18 protein-coding genes and 3 tRNA genes are annotated in these 18,345 nt (G+C 59.1%); 7 read left to right on the top strand and 14 right to left on the bottom strand.

The window, feature by feature from the left end:
- Window positions 1–29 precede the first annotated feature (29 nt).
- From ACZ6ZO_RS06335 to cobC, 4 genes are read right to left on the bottom strand one after another with little or no spacing between them, the layout of a single operon-like run.
- On the bottom strand, window positions 30–1,118 hold the full coding sequence (locus tag ACZ6ZO_RS06335; RefSeq protein WP_465291370.1) for a bifunctional RNase H/acid phosphatase: 1,089 nt from the start codon (window positions 1,116–1,118) through the stop codon (window positions 30–32).
- The gene (locus tag ACZ6ZO_RS06330; protein WP_465291368.1) at window positions 1,115–1,822 is read right to left on the bottom strand and encodes a zinc ribbon domain-containing protein; all 708 of its coding nucleotides are present in this window, start codon (window positions 1,820–1,822) and stop codon (window positions 1,115–1,117) included. Before ACZ6ZO_RS06330 ends, ACZ6ZO_RS06335 begins: the two co-directional genes overlap by 4 nt.
- A gap of 11 nt (window positions 1,823–1,833) precedes the next feature.
- Window positions 1,834–2,961: a Nif3-like dinuclear metal center hexameric protein gene (locus tag ACZ6ZO_RS06325; protein WP_465291366.1), complete on the bottom strand. Its 1,128-nt coding sequence runs from the start codon at window positions 2,959–2,961 to the stop codon at window positions 1,834–1,836.
- The gene (cobC, locus tag ACZ6ZO_RS06320; protein ID WP_232843261.1) at window positions 2,958–3,974 is read right to left on the bottom strand and encodes an Rv2231c family pyridoxal phosphate-dependent protein CobC; all 1,017 of its coding nucleotides are present in this window, start codon (window positions 3,972–3,974) and stop codon (window positions 2,958–2,960) included. The genes ACZ6ZO_RS06325 and cobC overlap by 4 nt, the downstream gene beginning before the upstream one ends.
- 34 nt (window positions 3,975–4,008) lie before the next feature.
- Between cobC and ACZ6ZO_RS06315 the strand changes: the two genes are divergently transcribed.
- Genes ACZ6ZO_RS06315 through ACZ6ZO_RS06305 form a run of 3 tightly spaced genes read left to right on the top strand, consistent with a single transcriptional unit; the run spans window position 4,009 to window position 6,070 of the window.
- A complete protein-coding gene (locus tag ACZ6ZO_RS06315) occupies window positions 4,009–4,662 on the top strand; it encodes an HAD hydrolase-like protein (RefSeq protein ID WP_465291363.1) in 654 nt (217 codons plus the stop codon).
- On the top strand, window positions 4,640–5,170 hold the full coding sequence (locus tag ACZ6ZO_RS06310; protein WP_182385750.1) for a low molecular weight protein-tyrosine-phosphatase: 531 nt from the start codon (window positions 4,640–4,642) through the stop codon (window positions 5,168–5,170). The genes ACZ6ZO_RS06315 and ACZ6ZO_RS06310 overlap by 23 nt, the downstream gene beginning before the upstream one ends.
- A gap of 12 nt (window positions 5,171–5,182) precedes the next feature.
- The gene (locus ACZ6ZO_RS06305) at window positions 5,183–6,070 is read left to right on the top strand and encodes an SURF1 family cytochrome oxidase biogenesis protein (RefSeq protein WP_465291361.1); all 888 of its coding nucleotides are present in this window, start codon (window positions 5,183–5,185) and stop codon (window positions 6,068–6,070) included.
- Between the two features lie 63 nt (window positions 6,071–6,133).
- On the opposite strand, the gene cbiB is transcribed toward ACZ6ZO_RS06305, so the two are convergent.
- From cbiB to ACZ6ZO_RS06290, 3 genes are all read right to left on the bottom strand, one after another.
- Window positions 6,134–7,045, bottom strand: a complete 912-nt coding sequence (gene cbiB / locus ACZ6ZO_RS06300; protein WP_465291359.1) for an adenosylcobinamide-phosphate synthase CbiB — start codon at window positions 7,043–7,045, stop codon at window positions 6,134–6,136.
- A gap of 81 nt (window positions 7,046–7,126) precedes the next feature.
- Window positions 7,127–7,199: transfer RNA gene (locus ACZ6ZO_RS06295), tRNA-Val, on the bottom strand.
- Between the two features lie 79 nt (window positions 7,200–7,278).
- Window positions 7,279–7,704, bottom strand: coding sequence for a DUF3052 domain-containing protein (locus tag ACZ6ZO_RS06290; RefSeq protein ID WP_208767789.1), 426 nt, complete (start codon window positions 7,702–7,704; stop codon window positions 7,279–7,281).
- Between the two features lie 303 nt (window positions 7,705–8,007).
- Between ACZ6ZO_RS06290 and aceE the strand changes: the two genes are divergently transcribed.
- Window positions 8,008–10,755: a pyruvate dehydrogenase (acetyl-transferring), homodimeric type gene (aceE, locus tag ACZ6ZO_RS06285; protein WP_208767790.1), complete on the top strand. Its 2,748-nt coding sequence runs from the start codon at window positions 8,008–8,010 to the stop codon at window positions 10,753–10,755.
- 35 nt (window positions 10,756–10,790) lie between these two features.
- Here the strand turns inward: aceE and ACZ6ZO_RS06280 are convergent, their stop codons facing one another.
- Entirely contained in the window at window positions 10,791–11,756 is a 966-nt protein-coding gene (locus ACZ6ZO_RS06280; protein WP_465291356.1) for an alpha/beta fold hydrolase, read from the bottom strand.
- 61 nt (window positions 11,757–11,817) lie between these two features.
- Between ACZ6ZO_RS06280 and ACZ6ZO_RS06275 the strand changes: the two genes are divergently transcribed.
- The gene (locus ACZ6ZO_RS06275) at window positions 11,818–12,066 is read left to right on the top strand and encodes an acyl carrier protein (protein WP_182385744.1); all 249 of its coding nucleotides are present in this window, start codon (window positions 11,818–11,820) and stop codon (window positions 12,064–12,066) included.
- On the opposite strand, the gene ACZ6ZO_RS06270 is transcribed toward ACZ6ZO_RS06275, so the two are convergent.
- The 4 genes from ACZ6ZO_RS06270 to ACZ6ZO_RS06255 form a co-directional block, all read right to left on the bottom strand.
- Window positions 12,063–12,380: a hypothetical protein gene (locus ACZ6ZO_RS06270; protein ID WP_465291354.1), complete on the bottom strand. Its 318-nt coding sequence runs from the start codon at window positions 12,378–12,380 to the stop codon at window positions 12,063–12,065. The genes ACZ6ZO_RS06275 and ACZ6ZO_RS06270 overlap by 4 nt on opposite strands.
- A gap of 160 nt (window positions 12,381–12,540) precedes the next feature.
- Window positions 12,541–13,338 carry a serine hydrolase domain-containing protein gene (locus ACZ6ZO_RS06265; RefSeq protein WP_465291352.1) on the bottom strand — a complete coding sequence of 266 codons (798 nt, stop codon included), beginning with the start codon at window positions 13,336–13,338 and terminating at the stop codon, window positions 12,541–12,543.
- Between the two features lie 17 nt (window positions 13,339–13,355).
- Window positions 13,356–14,633 (bottom strand): dicarboxylate/amino acid:cation symporter, encoded by a 1,278-nt coding sequence (locus ACZ6ZO_RS06260; RefSeq protein WP_182385741.1) that lies wholly within the window; start codon window positions 14,631–14,633, stop codon window positions 13,356–13,358.
- A 153-nt stretch (window positions 14,634–14,786) separates the two neighbouring features.
- A tRNA-Ile gene (locus ACZ6ZO_RS06255) sits at window positions 14,787–14,860 on the bottom strand.
- A gap of 148 nt (window positions 14,861–15,008) precedes the next feature.
- On the opposite strand from ACZ6ZO_RS06255, the gene ACZ6ZO_RS06250 reads away from it, so the two are divergent.
- Window positions 15,009–15,081, top strand: a tRNA-Asn gene (locus ACZ6ZO_RS06250).
- Window positions 15,082–15,278: 197 nt separating this feature from the next.
- Here the strand turns inward: ACZ6ZO_RS06250 and ACZ6ZO_RS06245 are convergent.
- Window positions 15,279–16,082, bottom strand: coding sequence for a cytochrome c biogenesis CcdA family protein (locus ACZ6ZO_RS06245; protein WP_182385740.1), 804 nt, complete (start codon window positions 16,080–16,082; stop codon window positions 15,279–15,281).
- Window positions 16,083–16,146: 64 nt separating this feature from the next.
- Between ACZ6ZO_RS06245 and ACZ6ZO_RS06240 the strand changes: the two genes are divergently transcribed.
- Window positions 16,147–16,389: a hypothetical protein gene (locus ACZ6ZO_RS06240; RefSeq protein WP_465291349.1), complete on the top strand. Its 243-nt coding sequence runs from the start codon at window positions 16,147–16,149 to the stop codon at window positions 16,387–16,389.
- 73 nt (window positions 16,390–16,462) lie between these two features.
- Here ACZ6ZO_RS06240 and dnaG read toward each other — a convergent pair whose 3' ends face one another.
- A complete protein-coding gene (gene dnaG, locus ACZ6ZO_RS06235; RefSeq protein WP_465291347.1) occupies window positions 16,463–18,316 on the bottom strand; it encodes a DNA primase in 1,854 nt (617 codons plus the stop codon).
- Window positions 18,317–18,345: the final 29 nt, after the last annotated feature.

Here is an 18,345-nt window from a genome sequence, read left to right as displayed (position 1 = left end):
GTTCCAGTCCGAAAAATAGCCTCTCCTGATCAACCGTTGACGAGCCGCACGATGCTAGGGCCGTCGGCGTAAAACTCCGCGATAGACATGGAAGCTAGATCCAGATGAATTTTGTTTACTACACTCGCTGGAACATCGAGGGCCTGCTTGAGCACGCACTTGATTGGGGTCACGTGGGACACCAGGACGATGTTCGCTTCTCCGTATTCTTCAGCCAGCGCGTCGATGGCTTTTTTCACTCGTCGGGCGACAGCTTGAACGGATTCACCTTCTGGAGGGGAGGCTTTGGTGTCAGAAAGGAACGCGGCGTGTGCTTCGGGGTCTGCCTCCATCACTTCAGCGAAGGTGCGACCTTCCCAGGTTCCGAAATCCAGCTCGCGAAGTGCGTCAATTTCGCGGACGGGGAGCCCGAGCTGGGCTGCGATGATGTCGGCTGATTGTCGGGCTCGGGTCAATGGGGAGCACACGATGGCGTCGATCCCGCCTCTGTTGGCCAGACGCTGCGCTACCTTTTCTACCTGTTCCACGCCGGTCTGTGTCAAAGGTGGGTTGGAGGACCCGGAGTATTGTTTGGCCACGGACATCTCGGTTTGCCCATGCCGAATGAGGATGAAACGGGTGGGTCGCATGCTTGCCCCGTGCCAATTCTTCTCGGCAGGCTTTTCTACAGGCTTCTCGGCAGGCTTTTCTGCATCCAAAACTCCGACTGGATTCCCTTCGGCGCACGCGTCCATGGCGACGTTGGACAGGGCGTCGGCTTTTTTGTTCTTTTCGCGCGGGATCCACGTGTAGGTCACTTGGTCAAAACCACGTGCGAGTTGCTGCGCCTGGAGCGCTAGCTCTTTCATGTCAGGGTGCTTGATTTTCCAGCGCCCGGACATTTGCTCGACTACAAGTTTGGAGTCCATGTAGACATCTACGTCCGTGGCCCCTAGTTTCGCAGCAGCTTCTAAACCACGCAACAGTCCGTGGTATTCAGCGACATTGTTTGAGGCTTTGCCGACAACGTAGGCGATTTCGCACAGCACTTCCCGGCTGTCGGAGTACACCACGGTGCCAGATCCGGCGACTCCAGGGTTGCCGCGGGATCCGCCGTCTGCTTCGATGATCAGTTTCATACGCGCACCAGGAACGTTCCACAGTCTGGGCAGCGAGGCATCTCGTCTGCCGGTGTGTTTCGGATTTCGGACAGGGCGGCCGGCGGGAGCACAATATAGCAGCCTCCGCAGGCGCGACCTTTGAATGGGGCGGCGCCGACACCGAAGATAGCGCGTTGTTCGTCGTATTGTTCCAGGATGGACACGCTAAGTTCTGAGCGGAGTTCGCTGATGCGAGTTTTCTTGTCAGTCCCCACAGTGGTAGAAACCACGGCTTCTAGGGCTCGCTGTGCGGCTTCGAGTTTGCGGTTGGTGTCGTCGAGAAGCGCGCCATGCCGATCAACGTTGGCGCGCATGGCTGCGATTTCGTCGTGGGCTTCCTTCAGCTCTTGCTGCAGGTCAGACATGCGACGGGAGGCGGTGGCCAGATCGTGCTTGAGGTCGCGACGCTGGTCAATGTCAGTGGCCGCGCCGAGGCCTTCCCGGTCCGCAGCTTGCCGACGCTGCAACTTGGCCATGTCATCTTGAATACGACGAATGTCCAATTCGACGTCAGCCACGTTGAGTTGAGCAGACGCAGCCACCTCCTGCTGACGGTCGCGTTCGGCGGTGAGGCGGTCGACTTCTTTCTGTTCTTCCCGTCCCGGCTGGATGCCCAAGTCTTGGGTTCGCTCGAGGTTCGCCAGCTCCAGGAGGAGTTGTTGCTGGGCTCGGCTGATCTTCATGAGGTGTTCTCCTACTGAGCGTGTGCGGACAAGGTCCACGGGTCGGTACGGATGTCGATGATATCTGTGGCAACGCCTGTTGCGGAAACGATCTCCGCGGCTTGCTCGCACCAGGGGAATTCGCTGGCCCAGTGCGCGGTGTCAATGACCGCGGGTCCCCCGGCGCGCAGGTACTCGTCTACCGGGTGATGCCTAAGGTCGGAGGTGACGTAGACGTCCACTCCGAGTCCGGCCACTGTGTCCAGGAAACTGTCTCCGGACCCGGAGGAGACCGCCACTTTCTGGATCATTGCTTCTGGGTCTCCGGCGGCGCGGACACCCCATTCGGTGACGGGGAGGGCGTTGGCCACTTGTTGTGTGAATTCCCGCAGGGTCATTGGTTCTGGTAGTTCGCCGATGCGCCCGAGTCCGCAGGCGGTCTCGGGGTCGTCAAACGAGGCGACGGTGACGCAATCGAAGGCGGGTTCTTCGTATGGGTGCGCGGCGCACAGCGCCTCTTTGATTTTGTGTCGCAGGGCCACGGGCGCGACGAATTCCACTCGAACTTCGGTCACTGTGTGTAGTTTCCCGTGTTCTCCCAGGGTGGGGTTTGCTTCCTCGCCGGGTAGGAATTGACCTTCGCCCAGCATGGAGAAAGCGCATTCAGAGTACTCGCCGAGGGATCCGGCCCCGGCGGAGAACACGGCAGCTTTTACTTCTGCTGCCTGCGCGACGGGCACCATGAAACCCCACTTATCGGTGCCCTTTGACGCTTTGGGGGCGATGGGCCGGCCGGGCGTGATTCCTACCAGTTCCGCCAGCCGATCGTTGACCCCTGGCCGGGCGGAATCCGCGTTGGTGTGCGCTGCGAACAGCGCGACCCCGCCCTTGATGAGTGTGTGAATGACCTTGCCCTTCGGAGTATCGGCGGCCACGGAGTTCACTCCCCGTAGCAGTAGCGGGTGGTGCACGATGAGCATCTGCGCCCCCAGTTCGACGGCACGCTCCACCACGGCCTGGGTGCAGTCCAGAGCGAAGGCCACTCGGTTCACGGTCGCGTCTGGGTCGCCGCAGATCAGGCCGACTTTGTCCCAGGATTCCGCCAGGTGCGGTGGGTAGGCCTGTTCCATTACGGTGCGGATGTCTGCCACTGTTGTCATGCCAACTCCTTTAGTAGCTTCGCCACATAGTTTGCGGGGCGCACTGCCAGGCGCCAGTACCCCGAGTCTAGGCCGGGGAAGGTATCGCAGCGTCTGATGGCGATCCCGGCGTCACGTAGTTTCATACGGAGTGCTTCTGGGTCGTCGCCTGGCGGGCGTACGAGCACGTAGGGGGCTTGGGTTGCGGAGACGATTTCGAATCCGGCGCGCCCGAGCGCTTCTGTCATGGTGGCGCGTTCGGCTGCGATGATGCCGCGTTCCTTTTCGGTTTCGTCGCGGGCAGCCAATGCGATCGCCGCCATGGCGCGCAGTTGTAGCGTGCCCAGCGGCCAGTGTGGTCGCCCCGCAGCAAGCTTATCGACGACCCGTGGATGCGCAATCAGATACCCGCAGCGCAATCCGGCTAGCGCCCAGGTCTTGGTGAAGCTGCGAATCACGATCACGTCCTCACGTTGTGCTGCTTCTGTGGTGAGGCTTTCGGATTCGTCGGTCACGTCGAGGAATGCTTCATCGACCACGAGGGTCCGTCCGGCCCCTAGTTCCAGTAGGTCCCCCTTGTCGTGTAGCACGCCCGTCGGATTGGTCGGGTTTCCGATTACTACCATGTCCGAGTCCCCGAGGTCGAGCACCACATCCAGTTCGAACGGCGGTGGCACGATCACGTTGCGGACGTCGATCCCCGCTTCGGCGAAGACAGCGTTGGGTTCAGTGAACCCGGGGTGGATGATGGCGACGTGGCGCGGCGCCAGCTTCGGCAGCATCGTGAATCCTTCTGAGGCTCCGGAGAGCAGCAGCACTGATTCTTCTGGGACGTCGTGGAGCTGCGCAATCGCTCTTTTAGCGAGCTTGGTATCCGATTCGCTGGGGTACTGGGCGAGGTCGCTCAGGGCGTCGATAAGCACGCGCTGTAGCCACTCAGGCGGTTTGGCGCCGCGGACGTTGACCGCGAAATCGGTGGTGGCGCCAATGGCTTCACTGTCGCCGTGGAAACGGTAGGGGTCAGGAACACTCACCCATTCCACTTTATTGTCTGCCAGACTGGAGTGTGTGAATATCCTCCTTGTTGACGTCGATGGCACCCTGATTGACTCCTTCCCCGGCATTCGCGCTAGTTTTCTGCATGCCCTGCAGCAAACGGGCTGGCCAGTTCCCCCGGAAGAACGCATCCGCGCTATTGCCGGGCCTCCAATGATCGAGACGCTGCGCGACCTGGGGATGCCTGAGCCTCAAGCACAGCTCGCGCTTGCCCACTACCTCGACTATTACGGACACACTGGGTGGAAAATGAGCTCCCCGTTCCCCGGCATGCACGAGTTTCTTTCGTGGGCCCGCTCCGCCGGCTTCTTGCTGTGCACGGCAACATCCAAAGGGGAATTCTTCGCCGAGCAAGCGCTGCGTCACCACGGCTTTTGGGAATCTTTTGACTTCATGGGGGCTGCGCAGGAAGACGGTCCGCGACGTTCAAAAGCCGCCGTCATTGCCCATGTGTTGGACTCAATGCAGCTTCGTGGCAAGGAACAGACTATCCTCATGGTCGGTGATCGTATCCACGATATTGATGGCGCGGGAGAATTCGGAATCGAAACAGTTGCCGTTGCCTGGGGATATGGCACGACAGAAGAACGAAACGCAGCCCGCTATGAGGCTGCAACACCAGCCCAGTTGGAGAACATTGTCGATGAATGGTCGCGGATCCACTAGAGATTTCGACTTCGAACGTACCGAAAGCCTTTATGTCGTTTTTGTGTGCACGGGAAACATCTGTCGCTCCCCGATGGCTGAAGTGATTTTCCGTGATGCCGTCGAAAACGCCGGATTATCCCGCTTCGTGCGCATCCGATCCTGTGGCATTGGTGGCTGGCACGTGGGGCAAGGCGCGGATCGACGCGCTATTGCCGAACTCCGCAACGCCGGCCACGATGGCTCCCACCACCGAGCAGCCCAGCTCGGTGACCGTCACCGCTCTGCGGACCTATTCGTCGCGCTAGATGGTGGCCACGTAACCGACCTGGTGAACGCCGGGATCTTCCCCGAACGCATCCGGCTCCTCCGTTCTTTCGACCCAGCCTCCCCCGAGGACGCTGACGTCCAAGACCCCTACTACGGCGACGAGACCGGGTTCGCCACCACTCGCGCCCAGATCGAAGCTGCGGTCCCTGGCATGCTTACGTGGGTGAAGACTATGCTCGCAAGCGCCTCCGCGCGGTAGACTAAACAGATTATGAACGGCAAAGCGTGGAAAGCATTCCTGAACCCCGGGTGGATTTTCACCTTCATCCTCATCATCACCTTCACGTACGTGGCTTTCACTGTGCTTGCCCCGTGGCAGCTAGGTAAAAGCGAGGTAGTGAGCCACCGGAATGATCTGATCGCGGAGCACTTTGACAAGGAACCAGCCCCCTTCGATTCCGTCTTCACCGCTGGCGGGGTGCTCCCCCCAGACAACGAATACCTTCGCGTCGCCATTACCGGGCATTACCTGCCCGAAAGCGAAGTGATCATGCGCGTGCGCCCCGTCGAATCCGGGCCCGCGTACCACGCCCTCACCCCGTTCATGATGACCGACGGCACGACCGTCTTGGTCAACCGCGGATGGACTCGCCCCGAAAACGGGCACCTGCCCAGCGACTTCCCCGCCCCACCGACAGGCGAACACACCATCGTCGGTTACGCCCGCATCGACGAGCCCAAGCCACAGATCGCCCCCACCATCGAAGCCGACCGCCAAATGGTCACCGGCATCGACACCGAAGAGATCTCCGAGCTCACCGGCGTAACGCTAGCCCAAGACTACGTGCAGCTTGCCGACGGCGAACCCGGAGTCCTCACCGCCTTCCCACTCCCAAGGCTCGACAACGGCCCCCACCTGTCCTACGGCATCCAATGGATAGCCTTCGGCATCCTCGCCCCCATCGGCCTTGGCTACTTTGTGTTCGCCGAACTGCGCGAACGTAGCCGTGAACAGGAAGAACAGGAAGCCCTGACTACTGGGGAAGTCCGCTCCCCTGCGCCTGCTCCTTCTTCGGCACCTGCTCCGCGCCGCAGCCGCTACGGCAACGCCAAAAATCAACGAACCAGCTGGCAGCGCGATGATGAGGAGAAGTTCTAGTAAGAGCCACGGGATTTAGCGTACGGATGGGATTTTTCGGGCCTTCAAAATCCCATCGGTACGCTAAATTTTGTTACCACCCCGAAAAATGAGGCTCCGCAGTCCGACGGCTACTGCCCCCATAATCAGCTGAGTTCGCTGTGCCAGCTGTACGGCCTCAAAAATCGTTTGTGCTGTTGGGCGAGGACCGGTTCCCAAGGTTGGTCGCATTTCTACCCCGTATGAGTAGTGAGTCTCTCCCCCAAGTTGGACTCCGAGCGCCACGGCTGCTGTCGCTTCCACAGGGCCGGCATTGGGGCTGGGGTGCTGCGGGGCGTCGTTCTTCCAGGCGGCGATCGCAGCCTGTTTGTCCTTTGCTAACACAACATGCGTTACTGCGGTGAGACGAGCAGGAAGGTAGGCAAGGACGTCGTCAAGCTTGGCTGCTGCCCAACCAAAATTCCGGTACTTCTCGCTTTTATACCCGACCATCGCATCCAGCGTGTTCACACACCGGTGCAGCACGACACCCGGCGCCCCGGCGATGGCTGCCCACACGATCGGAGCGATCGCTGCATCCGACGTGTTCTCGGCGATGGACTCCACAGCGGCGCGGGCCATTCCCGCTTTATCGAGCAAATGTGGGTCGCGAGAGCAGAGCCACGGGATCCAAGCGCGAGCCGCGTCAAGATCGTTGTTGTCCAGATCCTGCGCCAATTTGCGGCCAGTTTCCTCAAGGGTGCGCCCTCCCAACGCAGCCCACAGTGCAAGTGCTGTCGTGACCGTGGGAGCTTTTCGATAAACCGCATGCGTTGCCATGACGACGGGCAGTGTCGTCACCGCGACCAGCGCAGCTCCCGCAGCTTTGGAGTCTCGGTACAAAAGCTTTTCCGCTTTGGTCACCGCGGTGCCGAAGAAGGCGACCGGGTGATAGCGCTGCGGGTCTCCAAAAATTCGGTCCAGCGTTAATCCGCCAATAATTGCTATTGCGTGCACAGCTTCAAGGTAACCACATCTTGCTGGGGTGAAGTAAAGAAAACACCCTCCCCTGGTGGTTCAGGAGAGGGTGTTCGTCTGTGCGCCCTGACGGGCTCGAACCGCCGACCTGCTGGGTGTAAACCAGCTGCTCTTCCAGCTGAGCTAAAGGCGCATACTTCGTCGCTGTGCGACTCGAAGAAGCGTATCACGCATGTGTAACTCTTCCAAAATCGCCAGTTCAGAAGGTATTTTTATTTCTTGCCAGGCTGCACCAGGCAGGAGCCTTGCCATTGGCCGACGCGGGTCGCCTTGGTTTGGACGAGGCCTGCGAGCTTCGCAGACTCGGCAATTTCACCGGCTACGAGGTGCCCTGGCTTTCCGGCTCCTGGGGTGAGGAGCCAGATCCGACCGTTTTCGGAAAGCGGACGGATGGAGTCGACGAGGCCGTCGACAAGATCGCCATCTTCTTCGCGCCACCACAGCAGTACGACGTCGCAGATTTCATCGGTGTCTTCATCGAGCAGTTCTTCGCCGATACGGTCTTCCACTGCTTCACTGATGGTGCTGTCGCAGTCTTCGTCCCAACCTACTTCTTGAACGATCTGCCCTGCTTCAATGCCCAGGAGCTGGGCGTAATCCTGGGCGCCTGCTTTTGTCGCGCCCGGAACGTCGACCACTGTGATGAACCTCCTTTTGTCTCAGCCCGTGTGAGCTGGTGAAAATGTACTCAATGGACGAAAATACCAGTTCCGACGCGGGATTACCTGCTAAGTCTCAAATAGTTGAAAAATTTTTCTTTTCCGTCATCAAACAAACAGAACCGGAAATACTCGTAACCAGAACCACATAATCACTAAATTTCGCCGTTCACCTGCACAAATAACAGCGGTCTTCACACAAAAACCTGGAAACCCGTATCCTTAATCACAGACCGACTCTCGCGAGTCAAACACCTGACAGAACCACTACGGAGGTATGCAATGGCTGATGCAGCTGAACAAAAATTCGGTGGCCACTCACCAGATGATTCCAACATCGCGCTGATCCGCGACGGTGTTGCTTCCTACCTCAACGACAGCGATCCAGAGGAAACCCAAGAATGGATGGATTCCCTGGACGGACTGCTCGATGAGTCCAGCCCAGAACGTGCACGCTACCTGATGCTGCGCCTGCTGGAACGAGCCACCGCAAAGCGCGTTGAGCTGCCTCCTCTGACGTCCACGGACTATGTCAACACGATTCCAACAACGCAGGAGCCTGAGTTCCCTGGCGATGAGGCGATTGAGAAGCGCTACCGTCGCTGGATGCGGTGGAACGCTGCGATCATGGTGCACCGCGCACAGCGCCCAGGTATTGGCGTGGGTGGCCACATCTCCACTTACGCAGGTGCTGCCCCACTGTATGAGGTCGGTTTTAACCACTTCTTCCGCGGTAAGGACCACCCAGGTGGTGGCGACCAGATCTTCTTCCAGGGCCACGCCTCCCCTGGCATGTACGCCCGTGCGTTCCTGGAGGGTCGCCTGACCGAGGATGACTTGGATGGTTTCCGTCAGGAAGTATCTCGCCCACAAGGTGGCCTGCCTTCCTACCCCCACCCACACGGCATGCCAGACTTCTGGGAGTTCCCAACCGTGTCCATGGGCCTTGGCCCAATGGATGCGATCTACCAGGCACGCTTCAACAAGTACCTGCACAACCGTGGCATCAAGGACACCTCCCAGCAGCATGTGTGGGCCTTCCTTGGCGACGGTGAAATGGACGAGCCGGAGTCCCGCGGCCTGATCCAAATGGCTGCTCTCAATGGCCTGGATAACCTCACCTTCGTGGTCAACTGCAACCTGCAGCGTCTCGACGGCCCAGTCCGCGGTAACACCCAGATCATTCAGGAACTCGAGTCCTTCTTCCGCGGCGCCGGCTGGGAAGTCATCAAGGTGGTATGGGGCCGCGAGTGGGATGCCCTCCTGGAAAAGGACAAGGATGGCGCGCTCGTTGACATCATGAATAACACGCCAGACGGCGACTACCAGACCTTCAAGGCTAACGACGGAGCGTACGTCCGCGAGCACTTCTTCGGCCGTGATCCACGCACCTTGAAGCTGGTCGAGGACATGACTGACGAAGAGATCTGGGCACTGCCACGTGGTGGTCACGACTACCGCAAGATCTACGCAGCCTACAAGCGTGCGATGGAAGAGACCGGTCGACCAACGGTCATCCTGGCACATACGATTAAGGGCTACGGCCTCGGCCACAACTTCGAGGGCCGCAACGCCACCCACCAGATGAAGAAGCTGACTCTGGATGATCTGAAGTTGTTCCGCGACAAGCAGGGCATTCCAATTTCCGATGAGGAATTGGAGAAGGACCCATACCTGCCGCCATACTTCCACCCAGGTAAGGATGCTCCTGAGATTAAGTACATGCTGGAACGTCGTAAAGAGCTCGGCGGCTTCCTTCCAGAGCGTCGCGACAAGTACGAGCCGATTGCTGTCCCTGACATCGATGCGTTGAAGTCCATGCGTAAGGGCTCCGGCAAGCAGCAGGTAGCCACCACCATGGCGGTGGTACGTACCTTCAAGGAACTCATGCGTGACAAGAGCCTCGCCGAGCGCCTGGTGCCGATCATCCCAGATGAGGCACGTACCTTCGGTATGGACTCCTGGTTCCCAACCTTGAAGATCTACAACCCGCACGGCCAGAACTACACCCCGGTGGACCACGACCTGATGCTGTCCTACCGCGAGGCCACCGACGGCCACATCCTGCACGAGGGCATCAACGAGGCTGGTTCCACGGCGTCCTTCATCGCGGCAGGTACCTCCTACGCAACGCACGGTCACGCCATGATCCCGCTCTACATCTTCTACTCGATGTTCGGTTTCCAGCGCACCGGCGACTCCATCTGGGCTGCTGCTGATCAAATGGCCCGCGGCTTCCTGCTCGGCGCCACTGCTGGTCGCACCACCCTGACCGGTGAAGGCCTGCAGCACATGGACGGTCACTCCCCTGTGCTCGCTTCCACCAACCCCGCGGTGGTCAGCTACGACCCTGCCTTCGCATACGAAATTGCGCACATCGTGCGTGAAGGCATTGACCGCATGTACGGCCCAGGCCGCGGTGAGAACGTCATCTACTACCTGACGATCTACAACGAGCCTGTGTCTCAGCCGGCGGAGCCAGAGAACCTGGATGTGGAGGGTCTGCACAAGGGTATCTACCAGTACGCCGTGGGCGAAGGCACCGGCCATGAGGCCAACATCCTTGCGTCCGGTATCGGCATGCAGCAAGCTCTCCGCGCCGCTGAAATGCTGCGCGAGAGCTACGGTGTCCGGGCCAATATCTTCTCTGTCACTTCCTGGAACGAGCTGGCACGTGAGGGCGCGGCACGCGACCTGGAGCAGCTGCGCAACCCGGCAGCTGAGCTGGAGGAGCCGTTCGTCACCAAGCAGCTGTCGAAGGTGTCCGGCCCATTTGTCGCGGTCTCTGACTTTGCGACGGCCGTCCCAGAGCAGATCCGCAAGTGGGTTCCGGGCGACTACACCGTCCTCGGCGCCGATGGGTTCGGTTTCTCCGACACCCGCGCTGCGGCCCGCCGCTTCTTCAACATCGACGCGGAATCCATCGTCGTTGCGGTTCTGGCTGGCCTGGCCCGCGAGGGGAAGATCGATATGTCCGTGGCAGCGCAGGCTGCGGAGAAGTTCCAACTGACCGACCCAACAGCCGTCTAGGAGCTTGACGAGCTAGCCCCTGGGAGAATCCTCTCCTAGGGGTTTTCTTGTTGGCTGAGCAGGTCGTCCAATGCTTCGTTGACCATGGTGGGTGCTTCGAGGATCATCATGTGGCCGCAGCGGTCGCATTTCCGCAGCGTTGCTGAGGGCCACAGCTCCATGATGCGGTTGCTTTGAGATAGTGGCGTGACGTGGTCGTCATTGCCCACCAGCACGAAACCGGGCAGGGATGACAGTCGCTCGGCGGCCGCTACTTCAGAGTGATGTTCTAGGTCGTCGAAGAATCCGATGAAGGTGGCTAGCGGGGTTCGGTGAATCATTTCTGCGTGGAATTTCACCAGGTTGTATGGGGTGGAGATGCGTTTGAAGACGGTGGCTGCCAGGGCCGGTGCTAGCAGCTTTCCCATTTCGTCGCGGAATTGGTTCACCATTTCTGGTGCATTTTGCATCGCTTCCAATGCAGTGTCCCCAAGTTGCGTGGTCAGCAGCTGCGGGGTGCCTTGGGCTGACAGTGAGTCGATGGAGGTGGCGATCAGCATGACGCCCTTGATTCGACTGTAGATTTCGGGCGAGCACCTGCGGATGGCGTTGAGGACGACGTGCCCTCCGAGCGAATGGCCGACCAGATACAGCGGGTCTTCCGGCGCTAATGACTCAATGACCGCGAGGACGTCATCGGCGGTGGCGTCGATAGTGCACTCCTCTGGTGGGACTTCCCCGGTTTCTCCGTGCCCGCGTAGGTCCATGAGGAGGCTGCGCACTGTGGGGTGGTGAGCGATGAGGTGCTGTACTTGGAGGAAGTACGATTCTGCAGCGAGAGTGAACCCATGAATAAAGACGACAGTGGCGGATGGGTCGTCGGGCCCTGCGACGTAGGCTGCCACATTTAAGTCCCCGGAAGCGACGTTATGGCGTTCACTGATGTCGCTCAGCCGTGGCACGTCGGAATGCCCGGGGAGGATGCCGCGGACGAATCGAGCCAAGAACTGGGGCACTGCCATGGTGAGCTACTTTCTCAGGGTATTCTTGAGGAACCAACTAGTCGCCGGATGAGGGGTTTTCATGTCTGACTCTCAGAGTACGTTCACTACGCTTCGCAACATCATCGTTGAAAGCACTGGATATGACCCTGACGATGTCTCCCTCGAGTCCAACATCGTCTCCGACCTCGCGGTGGATTCCCTCTCCATTGTAGAGATCGCGGTCCGCGCCGAGGACGCCTTCGGAGTCTACATCGGCGATAAGGACGCAGCAGGCTTTACGACGGTCGGGGACTTCGTCACTTTTATCGACGAACATCGCGAAAGTTAGTCCACTAACCGCATTGAGACGTCGAACTCGTAGCGCTGGCGCAACTGCGTCAGCTCGCGCATAAACAGCTCTAGTTCTTCAGTGGTCCCAGTGATAACCTGGCGCGTTCCGATGGTTCCAGGCAGGATGGAACGCTCCCAGCGGGTGCACCATGTGGCCTCGAGTGGGTCGATCCCGGGGATTTCTAATTCGGGCGCGCTGGGAATGCAACGCACCATGAGTTCTTCGACGTCGGGCCGCAGTTTGCGGGGCATGGCGTCGATAAGCAGCACCGCGGTGCAGGCAACGGGTGCGTGGGTGACAAATGTGGTCAAAGCGAGTCCTTTTGTAGAGATACAGATTAAGACGAGAACGTCTTCCCCAACGGACTCGGCGCATCGCTCAAAAAACTCTAGATGACACCCGCATTTTTACGCACCAGAAATCACGCCAGCAACCCTCAAGTAGTGCTTGAATCCCCCATTTATTCAAGCTTTAGTTCAGGGTTAGCCACAGCTGTTCATTGAAATCAGACCATAGCGGTTTAGCCCAATCACCGAACACACGGTTCGTGAGCACCACGCAGCCGTGCCCCGATTCGGGATGCACCCACAAAAACGTGCCGGCCTGCCCGAAGTGCCCCACCACTTCCGCAGGCATCGAAGGCCCCGTCCAGTGAGGCGATTTCTCTCCCTTGATTTCAAAGCCCAAGCCCCACGGGCAGGGCACCTGACGCCCATAGCCTGGCACGATGCCGGCCAGCGTCGGGAAGTGTGGGGTGAACGCGTCATGGAGGGTGGTGGCGTCGATAAGCTGCGGCGACAGCAGCTCGGTGGCGAACCGCTGCAGGTCCCGCACCGTCGACTTTGCGCCGTGCCCCGCCCACGCGTGAAACTGCGTGGCTGTCATGCCCAGCGGTTCAAAGACGGCCTCGCGCAGGTAGTCGGGAAAGGCGATGCCAGCTAGCTTTTCGACGCCGTCAGCCAGAATCTCAAAGCCCGCAGAAGAGTAGATGCGCCGATCCTCCGGGGCCCGCTCGCTCTCACGGGTGGCAAAGCCAACGCCGGAGGCATGGGCGAGCAGGTGCTCGACTGTCGCAGGCCCCATCGGGGTATCTAGTTCAAACACCCCCTCTTCCAGCGCGACCAGGAAACCGTAGGCACTCAGGAGCTTTGTGACGCTGGCCAACTCATACACTCGGTCAATATCACCAAAGGTTTCATCATGAACACCAACAAGGCCGGCAGACACATTGTCTACCGGCCAGTTTTCCAGGCCAGCAAAGAAACTCATGGCCTTAAGTGTAGTAGCTAGCTCGCAACAGCCTTGGGGTCATCAAAAACGTTCTTCTCCCAAATTCCCTCACGCTTCGATACCACCAACGGAACCAGCGCCTGACCAGTCACATTCACCGCAGTGCGCCCCATGTCCACGATCGGATCAACAGCAAGCAGCAGACCAACACCCTCCAGAGGCAGACCCAAAGTAGACAGAGTAAGGGTGAGCATCACCGTCGCACCCGTGGTACCAGCGGTGGCAGCCGAACCAATGACGGACACGAACGCGATGAGCAAGTAATCCGTAGCACTCAGCGGAATGCCGTAGAACTGGGAGACGAAGATCGCGGCAATCGCCGGGTAGATCGAGGCGCAGCCGTCCATCTTGGTGGTGGCACCCAGGGGCACCGCGAAGGATGCATAGGAGCGTGGCACACCGAGGGCCTGCTCAGTGGCTCGTTCCGTCACAGGCATAACACCCATGGATGAACGCGTGACGAAGCCAAGAGAGGTCACAGGCCATACCTTGCGGAAGAACTGCATCACCCGAATGCCGTGCATCTTCAACACTGCGGGGTAAATAACCGCGATCACGATGGCAAGGCCTAGGTAAATAGCCAGCACGAACTTGCCGAGCGAGCCCAATGCTTCCCACCCATACACGGCAACGGCTTTACCGATCAGCGCCGCGGTACCGATCGGCGCCAGGCGGATGATCCACCACAGCACCTTTTGGATGATCTCCAGCAGGCTGGAAGTAAATTCCAGCACCGGTTCAGCCTTCTGCCCCACCTTGATCGCCGCGATGCCAAACACGATGGAGATCAGCAGCAACTGCAGCACATTGAAGTTCACCGCTGCCGCATCCTGCTTTAGGGTCACCCCAAGACCCATAATATTGCTCGGCACCAGGCCCTGGACAAACGCCCACCATGAGCCAACAGAGCTCGGGGCCTTGGCGTTCGCCACATCGACACTGGTGTTCTGCCCTGGGTTAATCAGCAGCCCCACCCCAATGCCGGCAACAACCGAAGCGAAAGCGGTAATGGCGAACCACAGGATGGTCTGCCATGCCAACCGGGCCGCATTGGTGACCTGGCGCAGATTTGCGATCGACGTGACCACCGCGGTGACGATCAGAGGTGGAATGAGCACCTTCAGCAAACTGACGTAGGCGCTGCCTATTTCTGTAAGCCCCTTGGTGAGCCAGTTTCCCTCCCCAAGCTGCCGTGCGATGAAGCCGAGAATGAGGCCGGCGATGAGACCGTAAATGATTTGAGCACCGAAGCTCGTGAACCTACTCTTCTGCATTTTTAGACCATTCTGTCTACTTATTTCCGTTTTAGTAAAATGGAGAGTACGCCTGTTATGCAGCAATTGCAATTCATATACTAGACCTATTGGTCTACATTGGTCGGCACAGAAAAAGGGCTAGGCCTTCTGACCTAACCCTTTTTAACCTTGTGGGGCCAGCGGGGCTCGAACCCGCGACCAATGGATTATGAGTCCACGGCTCTAACCGACTGAGCTATAGCCCCAACGCACATGAGTATATCCAGTGAAGATAGCCAAAATAAAAACCACCCCCCTATTGTCATAAAACCGGCAACTACCTGGCGATTTGATTTAAAACGACGCCAGCCTATATAGTTACTACTCGTTGCAAGGGAGACCTTGAAAACACCTTCCTCCATAGCTCAGTTGGCAGAGCATGCGACTGTTAATCGCAGGGTCACTGGTTCGAGCCCAGTTGGAGGAGCAAGTTGAAACCGCCTCTGTTTAGAGGCGGTTTTTTTAATTCTCTGAGCACCAGCGCTCTCCTGGCCTAAAACCAGTTAACCCCGACATTACTCCCCCGAGGTTGCTCCAAAAACGCTTCAACGAGCCCGAACTTCGGGAGGGTAATGTCGGGGCCAAGAGCCAAACAAAGGTTCAGCAACACACTCCCACTTCAAATCACTTCTCAGATTTCACAAAAGCCACTACTGCCCCAATCAGGCATAGCATTAGCACCCCGAGCACCATGATCAGCTGATTCTGCAGCACCCAGGTCTGCGCTGCGTGCTGCGCCTCAACACTTAAGAAACTGGGCAGTCCGGTGGTTCCGTTCGTGCGGATAAAGAGTACCCCGATAGCAATAAACAACAGCCCGGAAGCCATCGAAATACTGTTTAGCCGAAGCGATCCAACGGAGAATTCGTGGCCTCGGAGCCAGCGGGCGTCGTTAAGCTTGCGTGCGTCCCACGCCCACGCCAGCAGAAACAGGGGCACTACCATGCCCAGCGCATACATCGCCATGATGAGGGCACCATAAAGCGCGCTGGTGGAGACAAGGGCAGTGGTGAGCACCGCGCCGAGCAGCGGGCCCGCACAAAAGCCCGCGAAGCCGTACACCGCACCTAGCGCACATACCGCCAGCCAGCTTGTGCCACGCACTCGGCTGTTGAGGCGGGACAGGCCTGGAATGTTGAAGCCTTTGCCGAAGAAAGAGATGATGCCGAAGAGGATCATCATGAGGCCACCGATCAAGATCAGCGTCGAACGGTGCACCAACAGCGCCTGCCCGAACCACCCCACACCTGCACCGAGCGGGACAAGCACCGCCGCAAGCCCCAGGAAAAATACGGCGGTACGGGCCACAAGCTGACGCTTCGAGCTGAACGCGTACGCGAAAAACGCCGGTAGCAGCAACGCCGAACACGGGCTAAGCAGCGAAAACACCCCCGCTACCAACGCCCCAACGATACCTATTTCAATCATGACACTCACCATAGAGCACCCACCCAGGTGCCGACGCGTTGCGTCGTGAGGTACGCTGGCTGGCATGATTCAGTTTGTTGTTGGTGCCGCCGCCGGCTACGTCTTAGGCACAAAAGCAGGACGACGCCGATTCGAACAAATCAAAAAAGGCTACGAAATCGCCGTCAATTCCCCCGCCTCCAAGGCTGCGGTACGCGCCACCCGCCGCGCCATCGCCAACAAACTTGACCCAGAACCGCGCATGAAGGAAGTCAAGAACCTGCGCCGGGACGACGGCTCCCAGATCCTCGAGCCCGACCACGATTAACCGCTGGCGAATTTGTGGCTTCAATTGACCAAAAACCACCCCCGCTGTGGCCAAATAGAACCACAAATTCGACCTACCTAAAAGCTCGCGCCAACAGCTCTCGTCGGGCCTGCTCCAGTGCTAATAAGTCCGCGAAGAGGGAGTTGTAGGCTTCCTCGTCGTCGGAGGGGCGCATGCGCTGCAATTGCCCTTTGAGCTGCGCAATTTGGTTCCCGACGCGGACTTCCTGCAAGCGTGAGAGCACGCTGTCGGTGTATTTTTCTAGCTCTTCTTCGGAGCAGTTGATCTGTTCGACGGCAAGCTCAGACAGTAGTGATCGGCCGAGCAGGTCTAGCTGTTCTGCGATGGTTGGCAACCACTCCATGCCTTGCGCTGCTCCCGCGACAACTCCGCCACCAGCCATGATCGCGGCACGGAGTGCGGAATATTGGGGCTGCGTAAAACACTCTGCTGCTAGTCCGTCGAAGTATTCTCCGGCTAGCAGCGGGTACTGCAGGGCGATTTTTAAGGATTCTCGTTCGGGCCACAGCGCGGGATCACGGGGATCTGGCAGGCCTGTGGGGGCTGCGGGGGCAGAAACCACGGCGGCGCCCGGTCGGCGCGCTTCCTTTTCTACCTGGCGCACGATATCAGTGGGGTCTGCCCAGCCCACCCAGCCGGCGAGCTGTCGGGCATATTCTTTGCGCAAGGTGGTGTCGCGGATCCCGGCGACGACGGGGACGGCGCGGCGGATCGCTTGCAGTCGTCCTTCCGCTGAGTCGAGTGAAAATTCGGAAATGGTGGCCCGCAGTACGAATTCGAACATCGGGATGCGGGAGGCGATGAGGTCACGGACGGCGCCGTCGCCACGCGCGAGGCGCAGATCGCACGGGTCCATCCCTTCAGGGGCCACAGCCACGAACGATTGGCCGGTAAATTTCTGGTCGCCCTCGAAGGCGCGCATCGCGGCTTTTTGGCCGGCTTCGTCGCCGTCGAAGGTGTAGATCAGCTCGCCACGGAAGTAGTTGTCATCGAGCATGATGCGACGCAGCATTTGCAGGTGTTCGTCGCCGAACGCGGTACCGCAGGAGGCGACGGCGGTGGTCACGCCGGCGGCATGCATGGCCATGACGTCGGTGTACCCCTCCACCACTACAGCTTGGTGGCCAGCCGCGATGGACTTTTTGGCCATGTCGAGTCCGAAGAGGACGCGTGACTTGTTGTAAAGCAGGGTGTCACGCGTGTTCATGTATTTGCCGAGCTTATCGTCGTCGAAAAGCTTACGCGCACCAAAGCCGATGACGTCACCAGCCGTGTTTCTAATTGGCCACAGCAGGCGGCGGTGGAACTGGTCGATGGGACCGCGTTTGCCCATTTTGGACAGGCCCGCCGCCTCAAGTTCTTCGAAGGTGAAGCCCTTGCGCAGCATGTATTTGGTCATGGTGTCCCAGCCGGCGGGCGCGTAGCCGCAGCCGAATTGGTGGGCGTGGTCCGCGGAGAACCCGCGCTGGGTGAGGAAGTCGCGGGCAGGAGCGGCCTCCGGGGTTTCCAGCTGGGCGACGTAGTATTCGTGGGCGTAGCGGTTAGCCAAGATAAGGCGCTGCCGAGTGCCGGGCTCTTCACGACGCCCCGGTCCCCCACCCTCATAGTTAATGTGATACCCGATTTTGTCCGCACAAATTTCCACCGCTTCCGGGAAGGAAATATGTTCCATCTTCATCAGGAACGCAAAGACATCGCCGCCTTCCCCGGAGGAAAAACAGTGGAAGTAGCCACGGTTGGGGCGAACGTGGAAAGACGGGGTCTTTTCGTCCTTGAACGGAGACAACCCCTTCATGGAGTCTGCGCCGGCAGGCTTCAACTGCACATATTCGCCGACGATCTCTTCGATGGGAGTTCGTTCACGGATCGCTTCGATGTCGCTTTGTGGGATCCTGCCTTTGGCCATGGCTTCTACCATAGTTGGTTGTGTCAAAA

It is taken from the genome of Corynebacterium sp. NPDC104732 (assembly GCF_055583565.1).
The sequence above is the reverse complement of the archived record's forward strand: the minus strand, read 5'-3'. Positions and strand labels throughout refer to the sequence as shown.

Coding starts and splice junctions, on each gene's coding strand:
- ACZ6ZO_RS06335 (WP_465291370.1), bottom strand. CDS start 1,118: ATGAAACTGATCATCGAAGCAGACGGCGGATCCCGCGGCAACCCTGGA.
- ACZ6ZO_RS06330 (WP_465291368.1), bottom strand. CDS start 1,822: ATGAAGATCAGCCGAGCCCAGCAACAACTCCTCCTGGAGCTGGCGAAC.
- ACZ6ZO_RS06325 (WP_465291366.1), bottom strand. CDS start 2,961: ATGACAACAGTGGCAGACATCCGCACCGTAATGGAACAGGCCTACCCA.
- ACZ6ZO_RS06310 (WP_182385750.1), top strand. CDS start 4,640: ATGAATGGTCGCGGATCCACTAGAGATTTCGACTTCGAACGTACCGAA.
- ACZ6ZO_RS06305 (WP_465291361.1), top strand. CDS start 5,183: ATGAACGGCAAAGCGTGGAAAGCATTCCTGAACCCCGGGTGGATTTTC.
- aceE (WP_208767790.1), top strand. CDS start 8,008: ATGGCTGATGCAGCTGAACAAAAATTCGGTGGCCACTCACCAGATGAT.
- ACZ6ZO_RS06280 (WP_465291356.1), bottom strand. CDS start 11,756: ATGGCAGTGCCCCAGTTCTTGGCTCGATTCGTCCGCGGCATCCTCCCC.
- ACZ6ZO_RS06275 (WP_182385744.1), top strand. CDS start 11,818: ATGTCTGACTCTCAGAGTACGTTCACTACGCTTCGCAACATCATCGTT.
- ACZ6ZO_RS06265 (WP_465291352.1), bottom strand. CDS start 13,338: ATGAGTTTCTTTGCTGGCCTGGAAAACTGGCCGGTAGACAATGTGTCT.
- ACZ6ZO_RS06260 (WP_182385741.1), bottom strand. CDS start 14,633: ATGCAGAAGAGTAGGTTCACGAGCTTCGGTGCTCAAATCATTTACGGT.
- ACZ6ZO_RS06245 (WP_182385740.1), bottom strand. CDS start 16,082: ATGATTGAAATAGGTATCGTTGGGGCGTTGGTAGCGGGGGTGTTTTCG.
- ACZ6ZO_RS06240 (WP_465291349.1), top strand. CDS start 16,147: ATGATTCAGTTTGTTGTTGGTGCCGCCGCCGGCTACGTCTTAGGCACA.
- dnaG (WP_465291347.1), bottom strand. CDS start 18,316: ATGGCCAAAGGCAGGATCCCACAAAGCGACATCGAAGCGATCCGTGAA.